This is a genomic window from Pseudomonas sp. G5(2012), assembly GCF_000408945.1.
Taxonomy (GTDB): Bacteria; Pseudomonadota; Gammaproteobacteria; order Pseudomonadales; family Pseudomonadaceae; genus Aquipseudomonas; species Aquipseudomonas umsongensis.
On sequence record NZ_APIO01000117.1, the window covers coordinates 20,122 to 37,431 of the forward strand.

A 17,310-nucleotide genomic window follows, 5' to 3' on the forward strand; every position below is an offset into this window, starting at 1 on the left:
CAAGCCTATTGACACCTGTGTACACAGGGGCATATTGTCGGCGTGCCTGATGACCTGTTTGCGAGACCGATATGAAAAACGATCCGCTACTTCAGCCTTATCGCCTCAAGCATTTGACCCTGCGCAACCGCATCATGACCACCTCCCATGAACCGGCATACCCGGAAGACGGGATGCCGAAAAAGCTCTACCGGGCCTACCACGTTGAACGTGCCAAAGCCGGTGTAGCCATGACCATGACCGCGGGCTCCGCCGCGATCTCCCGTGACAGCCCGCCCGTGTTCAACAACATTCTGGCCTACAAGGACGAAGTGGTCGGCTGGATGAAAGACCTGACCGACGAGTGCCATGAACATGGTGCGGCGGTGATGATCCAGCTCACTCACCTGGGCCGGCGTACCCGCTGGGACAAAGGCGACTGGCTACCGGTGGTGTCGCCCTCCCATAATCAGGAACCCGCACACCGCGCCTTCCCCAAGCAGCTCGAACAGTGGGACATCGACCGCATCATTCGCGACTACGCCGATGCCGCCGAACGCATGAAAGCCGCCGGCCTGGACGGCATCGAGCTGCAAGCCTACGGTCACTTGATGGATCAGTTCTGGTCGCCGCTGACCAACGAACTGGAAGGGCCGTACGGCGGCTCGCTGCAAAACCGCCTGCGCTTTACCTTCGATGTGCTCACGGCCATTCGCAAACGCGTGGGCCCGGAATTTATCGTCGGCATTCGCTATACCGGGGACGAAGTCCTCGCCGGCGGCCTGCAAAAAGAGGAGGGGTTGCAGATCTCCCAACTGTTGAAAGACAGTGGCATGATCGACTTCCTCAATGTGATTCGCGGCAACATCGCCACCGACGCCGGGCTGACCGACATCATCCCGATCCAAGGCATGCGCAATGCGCCGCACCTGGATTTTGCCGGCGAAATCAAGGCGCTGACCGGCTTCCCGACCTTCCATGCAGCGAAAATTCCCGACGTGGCCACGGCGCGTCATGCCATTGCCTCGGGGCTGGTGGACATGGTCGGCATGACCCGCGCGCACATGACCGACCCGCACATCGTGCGCAAGATCATCGAAGGCCGTGAAGACGATATCCGCCCTTGCGTGGGCGCCAACTATTGCCTGGACCGCATTTACAACGCTGGCGCTGCCTACTGCATCCACAACGCCGCGACCGGGCGTGAAACCACCATGCCCCATGAAATACCCAAGGCTGCGCACAAGCGCAAAGTGGTGATTGTCGGCGCCGGCCCTGGTGGCCTGGAAGCGGCTCGGGTGGCAGGAGAGCGCGGCCACGAGGTGGTGGTGTATGAGCTGGCGGACAAACCCGGCGGACAGATTCGCCTGACCGCGCAGTCCGAGCGGCGCAAAGAAATGATCAGCATCATCGATTGGCGCATGGCGCAATGCGAGCGCCTTGGCGTGACGTTTCACTTCAACACCTGGGCAGACACCGCGATTGTTCTCGATGAAAATGCCGACGTGGTGATCGTGGCGACCGGGGGCCTGCCGCACACCGAAGTGCTGGAACACGGCAATCAATTCCTGGTTTCAAGCTGGGACATTATTTCCGGAGACGTGAAGCCTGGGCGCAATGTGCTGGTGTACGACGATGCGGGCGACCACGCCGGCCTGCAAGCCGCTGAATTCATCGCCCGCAGTGGCGCCAAGACTGAAATCATGACCCCCGACCGCTCGTTCGCGCCGGAAGTCATGGGCATGAACCTGGTTCCCTACATGCGCTCGTTGCAGCAACTGGACACCACCTTTACCGTCACCTACCGGCTCAAGGCTGTGGAGAAACAAGGCGACCAATTGCTGGCTACGATCGGCACCGATTACAGCGACCTGACCAAAACACGCCGGGTGGATCAGGTGGTGGTCAACCACGGCACCCGGCCGCTGGATGAGCTGTATTTCGAACTCAAGCCCTTGGCCAGCAACGAAGGCGCCGTGGAGTACATGGACCTGATTGTCGGCAAGCCGCAAACCGTTTCGAGCAACCCCGAAGGGCGCTTCCAGTTGTTCCGCATTGGTGATGCCGTGGCGTCGCGCAATACCCATGCGGCCATCTACGATGCCCTGCGGCTGGTCAAGGACCTCTAGCTGCCGTGTGTCGCCCACAACAATAAAGACAGCCGTCACCTGATTTAGAAGCCTTTAGTTACTGCCCCAACAGTTGGACTGATTGAATTTGATGAACATCAAACTCTTCCCAGCGGAGGTTGTTGCATGCATACGGGTTCTGATTCCATTGAGCTGCTCACGGCGTTAACCGAACGCGACCTGCGCTTTCGCAGCGATGCCAAGGTCACTGAACATGCCCTGGCGCCGGTCGACACGGCGTTACTCGATGCGTATTGCGCCATCGACCGCAAAGCCCTGCGTCATTACCGCCTGGAACGCATTCGCGAGCAACTGCGTGCCCAGGATTACGCCGGCATTCTGTTGGCCGATCCGATCAATATTCGCTATGCCACCGACACCAATAACCTCGGTTTGTGGGTGATGCACTCGCCCAGCCGCTATGTGTTCGTGGCCACCGACGGCCCGGTGGTGCTGTTCGAGTTCACCAGCAGCCGGCACAACAGCGAGCACGTGGAAACCATCGATGAAATTCGCCCGGCGATTCCCTGGCTGTATTTTCTTGCCGGCCCCCGCGTGCAGGAAAAAGCCGAGCGCTGGGCCCAGGAAGTGGCGGACCTGATGACCCGCCACGGTGGCGGCAATCGCCGCTTGGCAGTGGACCGTTGTGACCCATGGGGCGCGCAGCGCCTGACGCATAAGGGCATTGAGCTGTTCGATGCGCAGCCGTTGATGGAGCAGGCACGCTTGATCAAATCGGCGGAAGAGGTGGCCAGCCACCGGGTCTCCATGGGCGTGTGCGACCTGGCCATTGCCCGGATGCGCACAAGCCTGGTGCCGGGGGTTACTGAAAACCAGCTGTGGAGCATCATGCACGGGACTAATGTCGCGCACGGCGGGGAATGGGCCGAAAGCCGCTTGCTCAGCTCCGGGCCGCGCACCAACCCGTGGTTCCAGGACGCCACCGACAAGGTCATCAAGGCAGGCGAGATGGTCTGTTTTGACACCGACATGGTCGGGCCCGGTGGTTACCTTTCGGACATCTCTCGCAGCTTCGTCTGCCCCGGCAAGGCGCCGACAACGGCCCAGCGCGACTTGCTGGAAATCGCCTCGCAGCAGATCAATCACAACGTCGAACTGCTGCGCCCGGGCCTGTCCTTTCGCGAGTTTGCCGAACACTGTTGGCCTGTGCCCAAGCGCTTTGAGCACAACCGCTACATGATGATGCTGCACGGCGTCGGCCTGGTGGACGAGTACCCCAGCGTCGCCTACGCCGTGGATTTCGCCGAGTGGGGTTACGACGGCCTGTTCGAGGAAAACATGGTGGTGTCGGTGGAAAGTTACATCGGAGAACAAGGCGGTGGGGAAGGGGTGAAGCTCGAAGAACAGGTGCTGATCAGCGCCAACGGGCCGATAAAACTTTCGCGCACGCCCTTAGTCGACGGCGATCGATAGCTGGAGCAAAAACATGAGCAGTATGACCGTGATCGAATCCGCGCCCTCCTTGGCACCGCGCCCAGTGGCCAGCGCCGAACCGTTCTTGCGCCTGGAGGGAATTCATAAGCAGTTTGGCCCCTATCCCGTCCTGCACGACGTGTGTTTTGAAATGAGCAAGGGCGAGGTGGTGGCCATTATCGGGCCCAGTGGTTCGGGCAAGAGTACCTTGCTGCGCTGTATCAATCAGTTGGAGCCGCCGACCCAGGGCCGGGTCAGTATGGATGGCGTGCACATCGAAGCTGGCAAGGCGCTACCCCGTACAGAGCTGCTCAAGCTACGCCGGCGCATTGGCATGGTGTTCCAGTCGTTTAATCTTTTTCCGCACCTGACGGTACTGCGCAATGTCAGCCTGGCGCAAATCCGTACCTTGGGCCGCAGCGCCAAAGAGGCCGACGCCCGCTCCATGCAACTGCTCGAACGCGTGGGGTTGGCCGACAAGGCCCAGCACTATCCGGCGCGCTGCTCCGGTGGCCAGCAACAACGGATCGCCATCGCCCGTGCCCTGGCACTGGACCCTGAATTGATGCTGTTCGATGAGCCGACCTCGGCGCTGGACCCCGAGCTGGGCCTGGAGGTGCTGGCGGTGATGAAAGAGCTCGCCTGCGAAGGCATGTCGATGATCGTCGTGACCCACGAAATGCACTTCGCCGAAACCGTGTCCGACCGCGTGGTGGTGATGGCCGAGGGGCGAATCATCGAGCAGGGGCCGAGCCAGCAAGTGATGCGTCAGCCCGAGCATGAACGGGTGATCCAGTTCCTCCAGGCCGTGAGGAATCGCTGATGCAAGACATCCTGATGATGCTGTTGAACGGTGTGCCGTGGACCATTGCTGTCACCGTGCTCGCCTTCTGCGTCGGCGTGGTGCTGGGGTTTCCGATCTGTGCCCTGCGCCTGTCCAGGGTCAAGCCCCTGCGTTTTCTGGCGGCCATGCTGGTGCTGACCCTGCGCTCCATTCCGCCGATTGTCTGGCTGTTTTTCATCTTCTTTGGCATCGGTGGCGGCTATATCAGCCTGTCGCCGTTTACCGCGGCAGTGGTCGGCCTGGGGCTGATTACGGCGGCGCACATGTCCGAGGTATACCGCGGTGCTTTCGCGGCGATTCCCACCGGGCAATTCGAAGCCGCCTATGTGCTTAACCTGTCGGCATCGCAACGGTTTTTCGATGTGGTGTTACCGCAGTTGGTGCGCATCGCCATTCCCACCTCGGCCACCTACGCCATTGGCCTGCTCAAGGATTCGGCCGTGGCCTCGACCATTGGCGTCGGCGATATCAGCTTCCAGGCCTATCAAGTTTCACAACAAACCTTTCAGGGCCTGAGCGTCTACAGCGCGGCGGCGGTGGTTTACCTGGTGCTCAGCGTGCCGGTGGCCTTGTTCTCCCGTTGGCTCTCGGCGACGTTGAAACAGAGGATTGCCCGATGAGCGAACTGCTGACGATGTGGGCCCAATGGCTGCCGGAGTTGTGGAAGGGCTTTGTGTTGTCGATGCAGGTCACGGCGGTGAGCCTGGGCCTGGGCATTGTACTGGGGCTGGTGCTGGCACTCGGTGTCTCGGCCCCGAGCCGCTGGTTGCGTTACCCGTCTCTGGTCATCGTGGAGTTGGGGCGCGGTGCGCCGGCGTTGATCCTGCTGCAGTATTTTTACTTTGGCCTGCCCAGCGTCAACCTGACCTTGACCTCGTTCTGGGCTGCCGCGCTGGCCATGGCGTACTGCACGGCGGCCTACACCAGTGAAATCATTCGCGGTGGCATCGAGGCCGTGGCCCCAGGGCAAACCGAGGCCGCTGAGGTGATCGGCCTCAACCGGTTAGACGCCCTGCGCTTTGTGATCCTGCCTCAGGCCTTGCGGGTAGCGCTGCCGTCGCTGCTGGGGTTCTCGATCATGATGTTCCAGGCCTCGTCGCTGTGTTTCACCATCGCCCTGCCAGAAATTGTCAGCCGGGCGTCCTCCATAGGTTCCTCCACGTTTGAGTACATGCCGGTGCTGATCCTGGCCGGTTTGATGTATGCCGCTGTCTGTGCTCCGGCAACCCTGGGCGTGGCGGCGCTGGAAAAAAGACTGGCACCCAGCCAGCCATAACAACAAATGCCACTCACGCCGTTTTCGGCTGCTGCTCTCTTATTGCAAAGGTGACGTCATGACTCGCTCATTCAAACATTTTACCCGTTGGATGTTCTTGTGTTCGACCCTGGCTGGCGCGCCATACGCCCTGGCCGAATGCACCCCGGCGAACCAGTTTGAAACCATTACGCCGGGTGTGCTGACCGTGGCGGCGTACGTCTTCCCGCCTTACTCGATACCGGGACCGAACAACCAGTTGAGCGGCGTGGATGGCGAGATCATCAAGCGCATCGCCGAGCGCGAATGCCTGAAGGTCAAGACCATGGTGGTGGACACCGCAGCGGTGGTGCAGGCGGTGGTGGCAAAGCGCGCCGATGTCGGCATCGGTGACTGGTACCGCACGGCAGAGCGCAGCAAGGCGTTGGGGTTGTCGGCACCGTTGTACCTGGACGTGATGGGCATTATTTCGGATGAGGGCTACACGAAGATTTCCGAACTGGACGGCAAGCGCATCGGCACCGTGCAGGGCTACCTGTGGGTGGACGATTTGAAGAAGACCTTTGGCGACAATCTGGTGCTCTACCCGAACCCGGTGGCCATGGCGCAGGACCTGGCGTCCAAGCGCATCCAGGTCGGTGCGGACAGCTTCGCGGTGGGGGTATCTTCGCAGCAGAAGGGCGCGTACCCCGGCAAGAGCATCAAGGTGTCCGAGCCCGATCAACGGGTCAAGGCCACGCTTGAGCCTGGGCAGAGCGCCTTCCCGTACACCAAGTCCAACGCAGCCTTGGGCGAGGCGCTGGGCAAGAACATCCAGGCCTTGCATGCCTCGGGCGAAATCGCTGAAATCCTCGCCTCGTTTGGCCTGGACCGCGAGGCTGCGAAGGTGGGTGAACCGAGGATGATCCAGTAAAGATAATCAACTGGACGAGCAGGAGCGGCCAGCGCCGCTCCTGCAGGTTCTCAAGCTGCGGCACACCTACAATCCGAGAATACTGAAGCCACCATGGACGACGACAAACCCCACAAGCGCCTGTCTCTGGCCGAGGCCACCACCTTCGCACAACAGCTCTGCCTGGCCCACGGCACCAGCCACGCCGTGGCCTCGGCGCTTGCCAACGCCACGGTATCAGCCCAGGCCCATGGCCAACACGAGGTCGGTTTCGGTCATTTGCCTGACTACCTCAGCGGCTTTGCCACCGGCCGAATCGCCAGGGCTGCCGAGCCCTTCGTGTCCCAGGTCGCGCCGGCCATGATCCGCTGCGATGCGGCCCAAGGCATCGCGCAACTGGGCTTCGATCACGCTTTCCCAGTGCTGTGTAGCAATGCGCATCAACTGGGTATTGCCCTGTTCGCGCAGTTCAACGCTTTCACCTGTGGCGAATTGGGCTATTACACCCGTCGCCTGGCGCGCGAGGGGCTGGTCGCGTTGGCGTTCACCAATGGCTCACCGCTGCTCACCGTGGCGGGCCAGAGCCGGCCGCTGTACTCCACCAACCCCATCGCATTTGCCGCCGCCAGTGCTGCAGGTCGTTTACTGGCGATCGACCAAGCCAGCAGCGCCACGGCCTACGTAAACCTGCTTCGGGCCGCTGAAGCGGGGGAGGCGATACCGCCAGGCTGGGCGGTTGATGCACAAGGCAATGAAACGCGCAGCGCGCGGGAGGCACTGCGCGGGACGTTGCTGGCGTTCGGGGGCGGGCGCGGCGCCAACATCGCGTTGATGGTCGAGGTGCTCGCGGCGGGTTTGACGGGGGCCAATTGGTCGTTGGATGCAGCCGATTTCCGTTCCGGCAGCGAATCCCCAGGGGCTGGCATGCTGGTGATTGGCATTGCTCCCAGGTTGCTGGACGAGTGCTTTGCCTCACGTCTGGGCGAGCAGATGACGCGGCTTGAAACCTTGGGCGTTTACCTGCCGGGCAAGGCCAAAGAGCAAGCCTATGCCCGTGCGGTCCGCGAGGGCATCAGCCTGCCGTTATCGGCGTACGACGCGTTCAAGGCGCAGGTGGAATAGTCAAACCCTTCGCCACCGCCGGCCGCGGCAGAAAACTTTCAAGCGCAGCGGTCACGCTGGGCCGTGCTTGCCCAGCTGCTGTCACTGCGCTACCGGCCAGGCATTGCCACGGCCGATCATGAGGCTTTAAGCCCGGGAGCCTGCAACGCCCCCTGCAGGGCGCCCATGACCATGTCATGCAGCAGCTTGCGCCGTGTTCCCTTGCCGGCCGGCGACTCTGCAATCCAGGCCGGCAGTTGGTTGAGCAGGGACACGATGCCGCTCAAGGTAGAGCGCAGGGGGACGCTCGCCGGTTCACCGGTGAGCTGTTCAATCGTGGTCACCAGGTGTTCCTCGTAGCGCCTGCGCAACGCCAGGATCGAGCCAAGCTGTTCGCTGTCCAGGCAATGGAGGTCATGCTCGGCCAGGCGAAAATGCGCGCCCATGCGCTCATGCAACAGCAAGTGCGCTTCAAGCAATGCGTGCAGTCGTACCGCGGGGCTGGATTTGCGCCGGTTCACCAGGTTGGCGCCGTGCAGCAACTGTTCGTAGAGTTCCTCGATCAACTCGAACAGCAGTGCCTCCTTGCTGTCGATGTGGTTGTAGATGGAGCCGGCCTTGATCCCCAGGTAAGCCGCCAGGTCGCGCATGCTGACCCGGCTGAAACCACATCGGGCGAACAGCTCGAGGGCTTTTTGCCGGGTTTCCAGGTAGCGTGAGGGGGGCACCTGGTCGATGGCCCCCGCAAACAGAGAGCCGGGGCGGGATGCAATGGGTTGCGAGGCTGTCATCTAGTCGATACCTCCATCGTTGCTGATCCATTTCAAAGGCGGAACTGCCCCAATAGTCGATTGAGCTGGCCCGCCAGCTGCCCCAGGTTCTGGCTGGCCTCGTTGGACTGGTCCGCCGCCAGGGCATTCTCGTGGGCCAGCGAGGCGGCGTGGGTGACATTCTGGTTGATGTCCTCGACCACGTGGGATTGCTCCAGGGTGGCACTGGCAATCGAGGCGTTCAGTTCCGTGAGATTGCGCAGCGCGGTGATGACCAGGTGCAGGCTTTCACCGGTTTCGCGGGCCTGTACCACGGTTTGGCGAGCGGCCTGGCTGCTGGCATTGATGACATCGACCGCCGCTTCGGAGTTGCCCTGCAGGCGTTCGATCATGCCCTGGATCTGCGCGGTGGACTGCTGGGTGCGCTGCGCCAGCAGGCGCACTTCGTCTGCCACCACGGCGAAGCCACGACCCTGTTCACCCGCGCGCGCGGCCTCGATGGCGGCGTTCAGCGCGAGCAGGTTGGTCTGTTCGGCGATGGCGCGGATCACCTCCAGCACGCTGCCGATCTGCGTGCTTTCCTGCGCCAGGCTCTGGATCACTTCGACAGCCTGGCCGATGGTCTCGGACAACTGGTCGATCTGGCGCAGGCTGCTGTTGATGTTGTGCTGGCCCTGGCGTGCCTGCTCATCGGCCTGGCGTACTTCATTGGCAGCGTGTTCGGCGTTCTTCGCCACGTCCTGCACGGCATAGGACACTTCGTGGATGGCGGCGGCCACCAGTTCCATTTGCTGGGATTGCTGTTGGCTGTGGCGCTGGCTGTTGCTGGCAATCTCGCCCAGCGATTGCGAGGCCTGGTCCAGGTTGCCAGCGGTCTGCATGGACTGGCCGATCACAGCGCGCAGCTTGTGGGTGAACGCGTTGAAGTGGCTGCTCAGAGCGGTCAGTTCATCGCGCCAGCGACTGTCCAGGTTGTGGGTCAGGTCGGCTTCGCCGCTGGCGATGTTCTCCATGGCATTGACCACCTGCGCCAGGGGCAAGGCGATGCTGCGGGCAATCAGCAGGATCAGCGCGCTGAGCAGCAGGGCGATGGTCAGTACGATGACGAAAGCCTGTATCAGCTGGCGGCGGAACTCCACTTGTACGTCGTCGATGTAGATGCCCGAGCCGACGATCCAGCCCCAGGGCTTGAACAGTTCGACGTAGGAAACCTTCTCCACCGGCGCGTCGGAGCCCGGCTTTGGCCATCGGTAGTGCACCAGGCCGGAGCCATCGCGGTTTGCCACGGCGACCATTTCGTCGAACAGTGCCTTGCCGTCAGGGTCGCGGGTGCCCGCCATGCGCTTGCCCTCGAGCTTGGCATTGGGGTGCATGACCATGCGAGTGTCGAGATCTTCGATCCAGAAGTAGTCGTCGTGGCCGTAGCGCAGGTTGCGTATGACCGCGCTGGCCTGTTGTTGCGCTTGCCCACGCTCGAGACCCTGGCCTTCCAGGGCCTGGAAATGACGCAGGATGCCGCTGACGGTCTCGACCACGTGACGGGTTTTCAGGGCCTTGGCCGCATAGAGATCGTCATGGTTCTGCTTGAGCATCAGGCCGGCGAGAATCAGCAGCATCAGGATGGACGTCAGCAAGATCAACCACAGGCGGCGGCTGATGGAAAAATTACGCAGGCCGAGCATGGGCAACTCCAGAAGGGGCAGGCAAGGGGGCAGCCGGCGCGCAGGGCGCGGCCGGCCAAGGGCTCAGAGCGCGTAGTGGGCCAGCTCGCGTGCGATCAGCAGGCGCTGCACCTCGCTGGTGCCTTCGTAGATCTGGGTGATGCGCGCATCGCGGTAGTAGCGCTCCACGGGGTAATCCTCCAGGTAGCCATAACCACCATGGATCTGCAGGGCGCTGGAGCACACGCGCTCAGCCATTTCCGAGGCGAACAGCTTGGCCTGGGACGCTTCTGACAAGCACGGTTGCCCGGCGCTTTTCAGGCGCGCGGCATGCAGCACCAGCAGGCGGGCAGCATTGAGCCGGGTGTGCATATCGGCGAGCAGGTTGGACACGCTCTGGTGTTCGATGATCGGCTTGGCGAACTGGATGCGTTCGCGGGCATACCCCAGCGCAGCCTCGAAGGCGGCGCGGGCGATGCCCAGGGACTGGGCGGCGATGCCGATGCGACCGCCTTCAAGGTTCGACAGGGCAATGGCCAGGCCCTTGCCGCGCTCGCCGAGCAAATGGTCCTGGGGGATCGTACAGTTATCCAACGTCACCGCGCAGGTATCGGAGGCCTTGATCCCCATCTTGTGTTCGCTGCGATCGACCACGAAGCCGGGATTGTCGGTGGGCACCAGGAACGCCGACAGGCCCTTCTTGCCCAGTTCCGGATCGGTGACGGCAAAGACAATGGCCAGCTTGGCACGCTTGCCGTTGCTGACGAATTGCTTGGCACCATTGAGTACCCACTGACCGTCGCGCAGTTCGGCGCGCGTGCGCAAGTTGTGGGCTTCGGTGCCCGCCTGTGGCTCGGTCAGGCAGAAGCAGCCAATGGCCTGGCCGCTGGCCAGGAGCGGCAGCCAGGTGTCTTGCTGGGAAGGGCTGCCATATTTGAGCAGCGGGCCGCAGCCCACTGAGTTGTGGATGCTCATCAAGGCGCCGAGGGCGCCGTCGCCGGCCGAGATTTCCTCCACGGCCAGGGCGTAGGCCACATAGTCGGTGTAACTGCCACCCCAGGTGTCCGGCACCACCATGCCCAGCAGGCCCAGTTCACCCATCTGCGCCACCACGGCATCATCGATCCAGCCGGCCTTTTCCCAGGCCTGGGCCTGCGGGCCGACTTCGCTGCGGGCGAAGTCGCGTGCCATGTCGCGGATCATGCGTTGTTCTTCGGTCAATTCGATATCGTGCATTGCGAGTCTCCTGCCGTTCAGGCGGTACGAAGGGGTTTGCCAGAGGCCGGGCGAAAGTCGCTGAAGAAAGCCTGCACCCGTGCAGGCACCAGTTCCGCCAGGGTTGGCGGGTTCCAGCGCGGGGTGTTGTCCTTGTCGATGATCAGTGCGCGCACACCTTCCATCAGGTCGCCCTTGTCGAACCACTGGTAGTCCAGGTGCAGTTCCAGGGCAAAACAGTCGGCCAGGCTCAGGTATCGACCGCGGCGCAACAGTTCCAGGGTCGTAGCCATTGCCAGTGGTGAGCGGCTGTCGAGCAGCGCAACCGTCTGTTCGGCCCAGTCGCGCAGCTCGGGACGTTGCTCGCGCTGCAGCGCATTGCGAATCGCCGACACATCAGGCAGGGAGAAATAGTCATCGATCACCTGGCGGTAAGCCTTGAGTTCCGATCCGGCAATACGCTCGGCGGCCAGCCCCGCCAGCAGGTCTTGCAAGTCTTCTGCGGGCGCACGGGTCCAGTTCAAGTGATCCAGGGCGGCATCCAGTTCGACCAGGCGCTCGCTGGGCAGGTAGTAGTCGGCGAGGTCGGCATAGAGCGCATCGGCAGCCCGTACCTGGCAGCCGGTGACGCCCAGGTAGATACCCAACTCGCCGGGAAGCCGCGGCAGGAAATAGCTGCCACCGACATCGGGGAAAAAGCCGATGCCGACTTCCGGCATGCCCATGCGCGTGCGCTCGGTGATCACCCGCAGCGAAGCCGCCTGCGCCAGGCCCATGCCGCCGCCCAGGACGAAACCGTCCAGCAGCGCCAGCACCGGTTTGGAGTAGCCATGCAGGTACTCGTCCAGGGCGTATTCCTCTTCGAGAAACAGCTCGTGCAGGTTGTCCCCGGCCTTGTGACTGTCGTACAGCATGCGGATGTCGCCACCGGCGCAGAAGGCTTTTTCCCCGGCACCACGCAGGGTGACGGCGACGATGTCCGGGTCTTGTTCCCAGATCCACAGGTACTGGCAAAGCAGCTTCACCGTCGGCAGGTCGAGGGTGTTCAGCGCGCTGGGCCGGTTCAGTGTCAGGTGGCCGATGCGGTTGCGCACACAGGCCAGCACCGGGGCTTGCTGCTCGCTCATGCCTGGGCTTCCCCTTGGAACAGTTTGATGATGGCGGAGAAGTCCAGGCCGCCATGACCTTGCAGGCTGAAGGTCTGGTACAGCTGCTGGGCGGCAGCACCGAGCACCACCGGCTGGCGCGCGTGTTTGGCTGCTTCGGTAGCGAGGCTGAGATCCTTGAGCATCAGGTCGGTGCCGAAGCCGCCACTGTAGCCACGGGAGGCCGGAGCATTTTCCAGCACGCCCGGGAACGGATTATTGATCTCCGAACTCCAGCAGCGACCGGTGGAGGTGCCGATGACACCGGCCAGCACCTTGGCGTCCATGCCCAGGGCCACACCCAGGGCCATGGCCTCGGCGACGCCGACCATGGAGATGCCGAGCAGCATGTTGTTGGCGATCTTGGCCACTTGGCCGTTACCGGCTTCGCCGCAGCGCACGATGTTCCTGCCCATGGCCGAGAGGATCGGCAAGGCCTGGTCGAATACGCTGACGGGGCCGCCGACCATGAACGTCAGGGTGCCTGCCGTCGCACCGCCGGTGCCGCCGGAGACCGGCGCGTCGAGCATCGAGTTGCCTTGGGCGAGGGCGAGTCTGGAAACTTCGCGCGCACTCAGCGGGTCGATGGTCGAACTGTCTATCAACAGCACACCTGGGCCGATGTTGGCCAACAGGCCGTCCTTGGCGCAATAGACCTGTTTCACGTGGTGTGCGGTTGGCAGCATGGTGATGATCACTTCCACCCCGGCCTTGGCCACGCCTGCGGGTGAGTCGGCGGCGCTGGCGCCGGCCTCCACCAACGCGGCGACTGCCTGCGCGAAGGGATCGAAGACGGTCAGGCTGTGGCCCGCCTTGAGCAGGTTGCGGGCCATTGGGCCGCCCATGTTGCCGAGGCCGAGAAATCCGATATGCATGATGGCTACCTTTTGCGTGTGTGGTGGCGAGGGGATCTACCGAAACGTTGCACCGCCCCGTTGAGTCGCGAAGCGGCCCCAATCCAGACAACTCGGTCTGTTTGAACGGTCGCTGGGGCTGCTTCGCAGCCCCAGCGGGGATGAATCCCCTCGCCACAGATCATTTGAGGGTGATAGTGGTGTTCACCGCGCCAACGACGTCGTCCTCGTCGAACCAGCGTTGGGTGATCGTCTTGGTCTGGGTGTAGAAGGTCACCACTTGCTTGCCGTAAGGGCCCAGGTCGCCGAGCTTGGAGGCGCGCGAACCGGAGAAGGAGAACAGCGGGACCGGTACCGGGATCGGCACGTTGATGCCCACCTGGCCAACGTCGATTTCCTCCTGGAAGTGACGGGCCGCCGCGCCGGAGCGGGTGAACAGGGCGGTACCGTTGCCATTCGGGTTGGCGTTGATGATCTCGATCGCCTCGCTCAGGCTGGCGGCCTGCATGACGCACAGCACCGGGCCGAAGATTTCTTCGCGGTACACGGACATTTGCGCAGTGACGTTGGAGAAGATGGTCGGGCCGACGAAGTTGCCGTCCTGGTAGCCAGGCACGCTCGGGTTGCGGCCATCCAGTTCGAGTTTGGCGCCTTCTTCGATGCCACTGGCGATCAGGCTGTTGACGCGATCCAGGGCAGCGCAGGAAATGACCGGGCCGATGTCGGTGCCAGGTTCGGTGCCGCCATTGATCTTGAGGGTTTTGGTCCGCTCGATCAGGTCCGGCAACCAGGTCTGCGCTTCACCTACCAGAATCACTACCGGCAGGGCCATGCAGCGCTGGCCAGCGGCGCCGAAGGAGGCGCCCAGCAGGTTGTTCAAGGTCTGCTGCTTGTTGGCATCGGGCAGGACGATGGCATGGTTCTTCGCGCCCATCATGCACTGTGCGCGTTTGCCGTTTTGCGTGGCGCGGTTGTAGACGTGAGTGCCGACCTTGGTCGAACCCACGAAGGACACGGCCTTGATGTCCGGATGATCACAAATCAGGTTCACCGCATCGACGCCGCCGTGGATGACGTTGAGTACGCCCTTGGGTACACCGGCCTCCAGCGCCAGTTCGACGAGGCGCATGGTCACCAGTGGGTCTTGCTCGGACGGCTTGAGGACGAAGGTGTTGCCGGTGGCGATGGCCATCGGGAACATCCACAGTGGGATCATCGCCGGGAAGTTGAACGGGGTGATGCCAGCGCACACGCCCAGCGGCTGCATCAAGGTGTAGGTGTCGACGCCGTTGGCGACGTTGTTGGCCAACTCGCCCATCTGCAGGTTACCGATGGATGTGGCGTGCTCGACCACTTCCAGGCCGCGGAACACATCACCTTCGGCATCCGGCAGGGTTTTGCCCTGTTCGGCGGTGAGCAGGGCGGCGAGTTCCTTGATGTTCTCGCGGATCAGCTGCTGGTATTTGAAGAAGATCCGCGAGCGGGCGCCGATCGGGGTCTTGCGCCAGGTCTTGAAGGCTTCCTTGGCGCTGGCCACGGCGGCATCCATTTCCTCGGCGGTGGCGAATGGCACACGAGCGAGGACTTCCTGGGTGGCCGGGTTGACCACGTTACGCCACTCGGTACTGCGCGATTCGACGAACTCGCCGTTGATGAGGAGCTTGACGCTTGGAACGCTGGATGAGGTCATTTTCGGGTCCTGTCTGCTTTCTTTGAGTCGAGAGTGGCCCCTCGGTCTGGTTGGCCGAGTGGTCGGAGGTGAGTTCAGGAGGGCCGGCGCACCGGCCCGGATTCAGCCCTTGAGCTGAGGGAAGTCTTCTTCGAAGTACTCTTGTGCGCCGCGCGCGTCACTCTGCCGACGCTGCACTTCCATCTGGCGCAGCTCCACCCGACGGATTTTCCCGGAGATGGTCTTGGGCAGCTCGGTGACGAACTCGATGCGTCGCACTCGCTTGTACGGCGCCAGGTGCTCGCGGGCAAAGGCGAGGATATTACCGGCGAGCTCGGCGCTGCCGGGTTCGTCATGGGCCAGGATCAGGAACGCCTTGGGCACGGCCAGGCGCAGCGGGTCGGGGCTGGGGACCACGGCGCATTCCATCACCGCCGGGTGCTCGATCAGAGCGCTCTCCAGTTCGAAGGGGCTGATGCGGTAGTCGGAGGCCTTGAACACGTCGTCGGCGCGACCGACAAAGGTGACGTAGCCATCATCGTCGATCTGCGCGGTGTCGCCGGTGCGGTAGTAACCGTCGCGCATCACCTCTGCGGTTTTTTCCGGACTGTCCTCGTAGCACAGCATCAGGCCAAGTGGGCGCACGTCCAGCGGCAAGGCGACTTCGCCCTCATTGCCAGGTGCCCCGTCGGGGTCGAGCATGGTCACTCGGTAGCCCGGCAGCGGACGGCCCATGGAACCGGGCTTGAGCAATTGGCCCGGCGTATTGCCGACCAGGGCGGTGGTTTCCGACTGGCCGAAACCGTCGCGCAATGGCAAGTCCCAGGCATGCAGGATCTGCTCGATGATTTCCGGGTTGAGCGGCTCACCGGCGCCCACCAGTTCGCGCAGGCACAGGCGCTCCTTGTAACTGGCCAGGTCCTCCTGGATCAGCATGCGCCAGACCGTGGGCGGGGCGCACAGGCTGGTGACGCCATAGCGCTCCAGGGCACCCAGCAGGGCAGGGGCGCTGAAGCGCGCGACGTTATGGATGAAGATGCAGGCGCCGGCGTTCCAGGGGGCAAAGAGGCAACTCCAGGCATGCTTGGCCCAGCCCGGTGACGAGATGTTCAAGTGCAGGTCGCCCGGCTGCAGGCCGATCCAGTACATGGTCGACAGATGGCCGACCGGATAGCTCTGGTGGCTGTGCAACACCATCTTCGGCTTGGAGGTGGTGCCGGAGGTGAAGTACAGCAGCATCGGGTCGGTGGCCAGGGTGCGACCCTCGTTGTCGAACTGTTCGGAGTATTCGCTGGCGGCGCTGTGGGGTGTCCAGCCGGCGGGGGCCGGGCCGACGCAGACGCGGCTGCAGCCTTCACCCAGGCCGTCGAACTTGTCGACATGGGCGGCACCGACCACCAGATGGCGAACCTGGCCACGTTCGATACGATCGGCCAGGTCATCGCAAGTCAGCAGTGCGGTGGCAGGGATGACCACGGCGCCAAGCTTGAAGGCGGCCAGCATGGTTTCCCACAGGGCGACGTCGTTGCCAAGCATCAGCAGGATGCGCTCGCCACGGCGCACGCCAAGGGCACGCAGGTGGTTGGCCACCTGGTTGGAGCGCGCGGCCAGTTGCTGGAAGCTGTAGCGCTGCTCGCTGCCGTCTTCTTCGACGATCCACAGGGCGTTGGCCTGGTTACCTTCGGCCATGGCATCGAAGTAATCCAGCGCCCAGTTGAATTCACTCAGTTGCGGCCACTGGAAGTCCCGTGTGGCAGTGGCGTAGTCGGTACGGTGGGCCAGCAGGAAATCACGAGCTTTGATGAAGGGTTGGCAGTTGCTGTTCATTGGAGTCTCCATCGATCGCGGGGGCGATCGGCGCGGTAACGGGTACGGGATGGTCAGGCGGCGAGGGGCGCTTCGCTGCGGGCGGCGATGCGTACGTGACGCGTGCGGGTACCTGAGAGCGGGGAGACGATGGCAAGCATGGATGTCTTCACGGTGTATGCCCTTGTTTGTTTTTGTTGGGTCTGGCCCGGATCATGGCCGGTGCTTGAGTCCAGTATATGCATGCAAAAATGAATTAAAAATGCTCATAAAAGCCGGTGCGTTGTGCAGAAAAGTCATAGCTGTGGTGCGTTGGATGGCAGGCCAATCGCACTGTCAGGTAATGCGGGTCGCCCTTACTGTAGGAGTCAGGCGTGCCGGCGAAGGCGTCCAGGCGGCCAATGGAGATTTTGTGACTGAGTACATATCCATTGCTGCGGTAACGGCCACTTAGGGTTTCGCTTTTACTGTAGGAGCCAGGCTTGCCGGCGAAGGCGTCCTGGCAGACGATAGTTGTCTTTCAGGTGTACATATCCGTTGCTGCGGTAACGGCCAC

The 17,310-nt window shown here is 62.7% G+C and carries 14 protein-coding genes; 7 read left to right on the forward strand and 7 right to left on the reverse strand.

Annotated features, from left to right (window positions below; genetic code table 11):
• The first annotated feature begins 71 nt into the window (after nt 1–71).
• The 7 genes from PG5_RS28185 (at nt 72) to PG5_RS28215 (ending at nt 7,655) form a co-directional block, all read left to right on the forward strand.
• Nucleotides 72–2,108, forward strand: a complete 2,037-nt coding sequence (locus PG5_RS28185; RefSeq protein ID WP_020800487.1) for an NADH:flavin oxidoreductase — start codon at nt 72–74, stop codon at nt 2,106–2,108.
• Nucleotides 2,109–2,234: 126 nt separating this feature from the next.
• Nucleotides 2,235–3,542 carry a Xaa-Pro peptidase family protein gene (locus PG5_RS28190; protein ID WP_020800488.1) on the forward strand — a complete coding sequence of 436 codons (1,308 nt, stop codon included), beginning with the start codon at nt 2,235–2,237 and terminating at the stop codon, nt 3,540–3,542.
• A 13-nt stretch (nt 3,543–3,555) separates the two neighbouring features.
• The gene (locus PG5_RS28195) at nt 3,556–4,365 is read left to right on the forward strand and encodes an amino acid ABC transporter ATP-binding protein (RefSeq protein WP_020800489.1); all 810 of its coding nucleotides are present in this window, start codon (nt 3,556–3,558) and stop codon (nt 4,363–4,365) included.
• On the forward strand, nt 4,365–5,006 hold the full coding sequence (locus tag PG5_RS28200; RefSeq protein ID WP_020800490.1) for an amino acid ABC transporter permease: 642 nt from the start codon (nt 4,365–4,367) through the stop codon (nt 5,004–5,006). The genes PG5_RS28195 and PG5_RS28200 overlap by 1 nt, the downstream gene beginning before the upstream one ends.
• Nucleotides 5,003–5,662, forward strand: a complete 660-nt coding sequence (locus PG5_RS28205; protein WP_020800491.1) for an amino acid ABC transporter permease — start codon at nt 5,003–5,005, stop codon at nt 5,660–5,662. The genes PG5_RS28200 and PG5_RS28205 overlap by 4 nt, the downstream gene beginning before the upstream one ends.
• Nucleotides 5,663–5,720: 58 nt before the next feature.
• Complete coding sequence (locus tag PG5_RS28210) at nt 5,721–6,554, forward strand: ABC transporter substrate-binding protein (protein ID WP_020800492.1); 834 nt, start codon at nt 5,721–5,723, stop codon at nt 6,552–6,554.
• Nucleotides 6,555–6,647: 93 nt separating this feature from the next.
• Nucleotides 6,648–7,655 carry an Ldh family oxidoreductase gene (locus tag PG5_RS28215; RefSeq protein WP_020800493.1) on the forward strand — a complete coding sequence of 336 codons (1,008 nt, stop codon included), beginning with the start codon at nt 6,648–6,650 and terminating at the stop codon, nt 7,653–7,655.
• 116 nt (nt 7,656–7,771) lie between these two features.
• Here the strand turns inward: PG5_RS28215 and PG5_RS28220 are convergent, their stop codons facing one another.
• The 7 genes from PG5_RS28220 to PG5_RS28250 all read right to left on the reverse strand — a co-directional run bounded on the left by PG5_RS28220 (nt 7,772) and on the right by PG5_RS28250 (nt 16,775).
• Nucleotides 7,772–8,425 (reverse strand): TetR/AcrR family transcriptional regulator, encoded by a 654-nt coding sequence (locus tag PG5_RS28220; RefSeq protein ID WP_020800494.1) that lies wholly within the window; start codon nt 8,423–8,425, stop codon nt 7,772–7,774.
• A gap of 32 nt (nt 8,426–8,457) precedes the next feature.
• Nucleotides 8,458–10,086 carry a methyl-accepting chemotaxis protein gene (locus tag PG5_RS28225; protein ID WP_020800495.1) on the reverse strand — a complete coding sequence of 543 codons (1,629 nt, stop codon included), beginning with the start codon at nt 10,084–10,086 and terminating at the stop codon, nt 8,458–8,460.
• A gap of 63 nt (nt 10,087–10,149) precedes the next feature.
• On the reverse strand, nt 10,150–11,301 hold the full coding sequence (locus PG5_RS28230) for an acyl-CoA dehydrogenase family protein (RefSeq protein ID WP_020800496.1): 1,152 nt from the start codon (nt 11,299–11,301) through the stop codon (nt 10,150–10,152).
• Between the two features lie 17 nt (nt 11,302–11,318).
• Complete coding sequence (locus PG5_RS28235; protein WP_020800497.1) at nt 11,319–12,407, reverse strand: enoyl-CoA hydratase/isomerase family protein; 1,089 nt, start codon at nt 12,405–12,407, stop codon at nt 11,319–11,321.
• The gene (mmsB, locus tag PG5_RS28240) at nt 12,404–13,300 is read right to left on the reverse strand and encodes a 3-hydroxyisobutyrate dehydrogenase (RefSeq protein WP_020800498.1); all 897 of its coding nucleotides are present in this window, start codon (nt 13,298–13,300) and stop codon (nt 12,404–12,406) included. Before mmsB ends, PG5_RS28235 begins: the two co-directional genes overlap by 4 nt.
• A gap of 160 nt (nt 13,301–13,460) precedes the next feature.
• Nucleotides 13,461–14,969, reverse strand: coding sequence for a CoA-acylating methylmalonate-semialdehyde dehydrogenase (locus tag PG5_RS28245; RefSeq protein ID WP_020800499.1), 1,509 nt, complete (start codon nt 14,967–14,969; stop codon nt 13,461–13,463).
• A 102-nt stretch (nt 14,970–15,071) separates the two neighbouring features.
• Nucleotides 15,072–16,775, reverse strand: a complete 1,704-nt coding sequence (locus PG5_RS28250; protein WP_020800500.1) for an AMP-binding protein — start codon at nt 16,773–16,775, stop codon at nt 15,072–15,074.
• Nucleotides 16,776–17,310: the final 535 nt, after the last annotated feature.

Coding starts and splice junctions, on each gene's coding strand:
- PG5_RS28205 (WP_020800491.1), top strand. CDS start 5,003: ATGAGCGAACTGCTGACGATGTGGGCCCAATGGCTGCCGGAGTTGTGG.
- PG5_RS28200 (WP_020800490.1), top strand. CDS start 4,365: ATGCAAGACATCCTGATGATGCTGTTGAACGGTGTGCCGTGGACCATT.
- mmsB (WP_020800498.1), bottom strand. CDS start 13,300: ATGCATATCGGATTTCTCGGCCTCGGCAACATGGGCGGCCCAATGGCC.
- PG5_RS28195 (WP_020800489.1), top strand. CDS start 3,556: ATGAGCAGTATGACCGTGATCGAATCCGCGCCCTCCTTGGCACCGCGC.
- PG5_RS28210 (WP_020800492.1), top strand. CDS start 5,721: ATGACTCGCTCATTCAAACATTTTACCCGTTGGATGTTCTTGTGTTCG.
- PG5_RS28185 (WP_020800487.1), top strand. CDS start 72: ATGAAAAACGATCCGCTACTTCAGCCTTATCGCCTCAAGCATTTGACC.
- PG5_RS28220 (WP_020800494.1), bottom strand. CDS start 8,425: ATGACAGCCTCGCAACCCATTGCATCCCGCCCCGGCTCTCTGTTTGCG.
- PG5_RS28235 (WP_020800497.1), bottom strand. CDS start 12,407: ATGAGCGAGCAGCAAGCCCCGGTGCTGGCCTGTGTGCGCAACCGCATC.
- PG5_RS28190 (WP_020800488.1), top strand. CDS start 2,235: ATGCATACGGGTTCTGATTCCATTGAGCTGCTCACGGCGTTAACCGAA.
- PG5_RS28245 (WP_020800499.1), bottom strand. CDS start 14,969: ATGACCTCATCCAGCGTTCCAAGCGTCAAGCTCCTCATCAACGGCGAG.
- PG5_RS28230 (WP_020800496.1), bottom strand. CDS start 11,301: ATGCACGATATCGAATTGACCGAAGAACAACGCATGATCCGCGACATG.
- PG5_RS28225 (WP_020800495.1), bottom strand. CDS start 10,086: ATGCTCGGCCTGCGTAATTTTTCCATCAGCCGCCGCCTGTGGTTGATC.
- PG5_RS28250 (WP_020800500.1), bottom strand. CDS start 16,775: ATGAACAGCAACTGCCAACCCTTCATCAAAGCTCGTGATTTCCTGCTG.
- PG5_RS28215 (WP_020800493.1), top strand. CDS start 6,648: ATGGACGACGACAAACCCCACAAGCGCCTGTCTCTGGCCGAGGCCACC.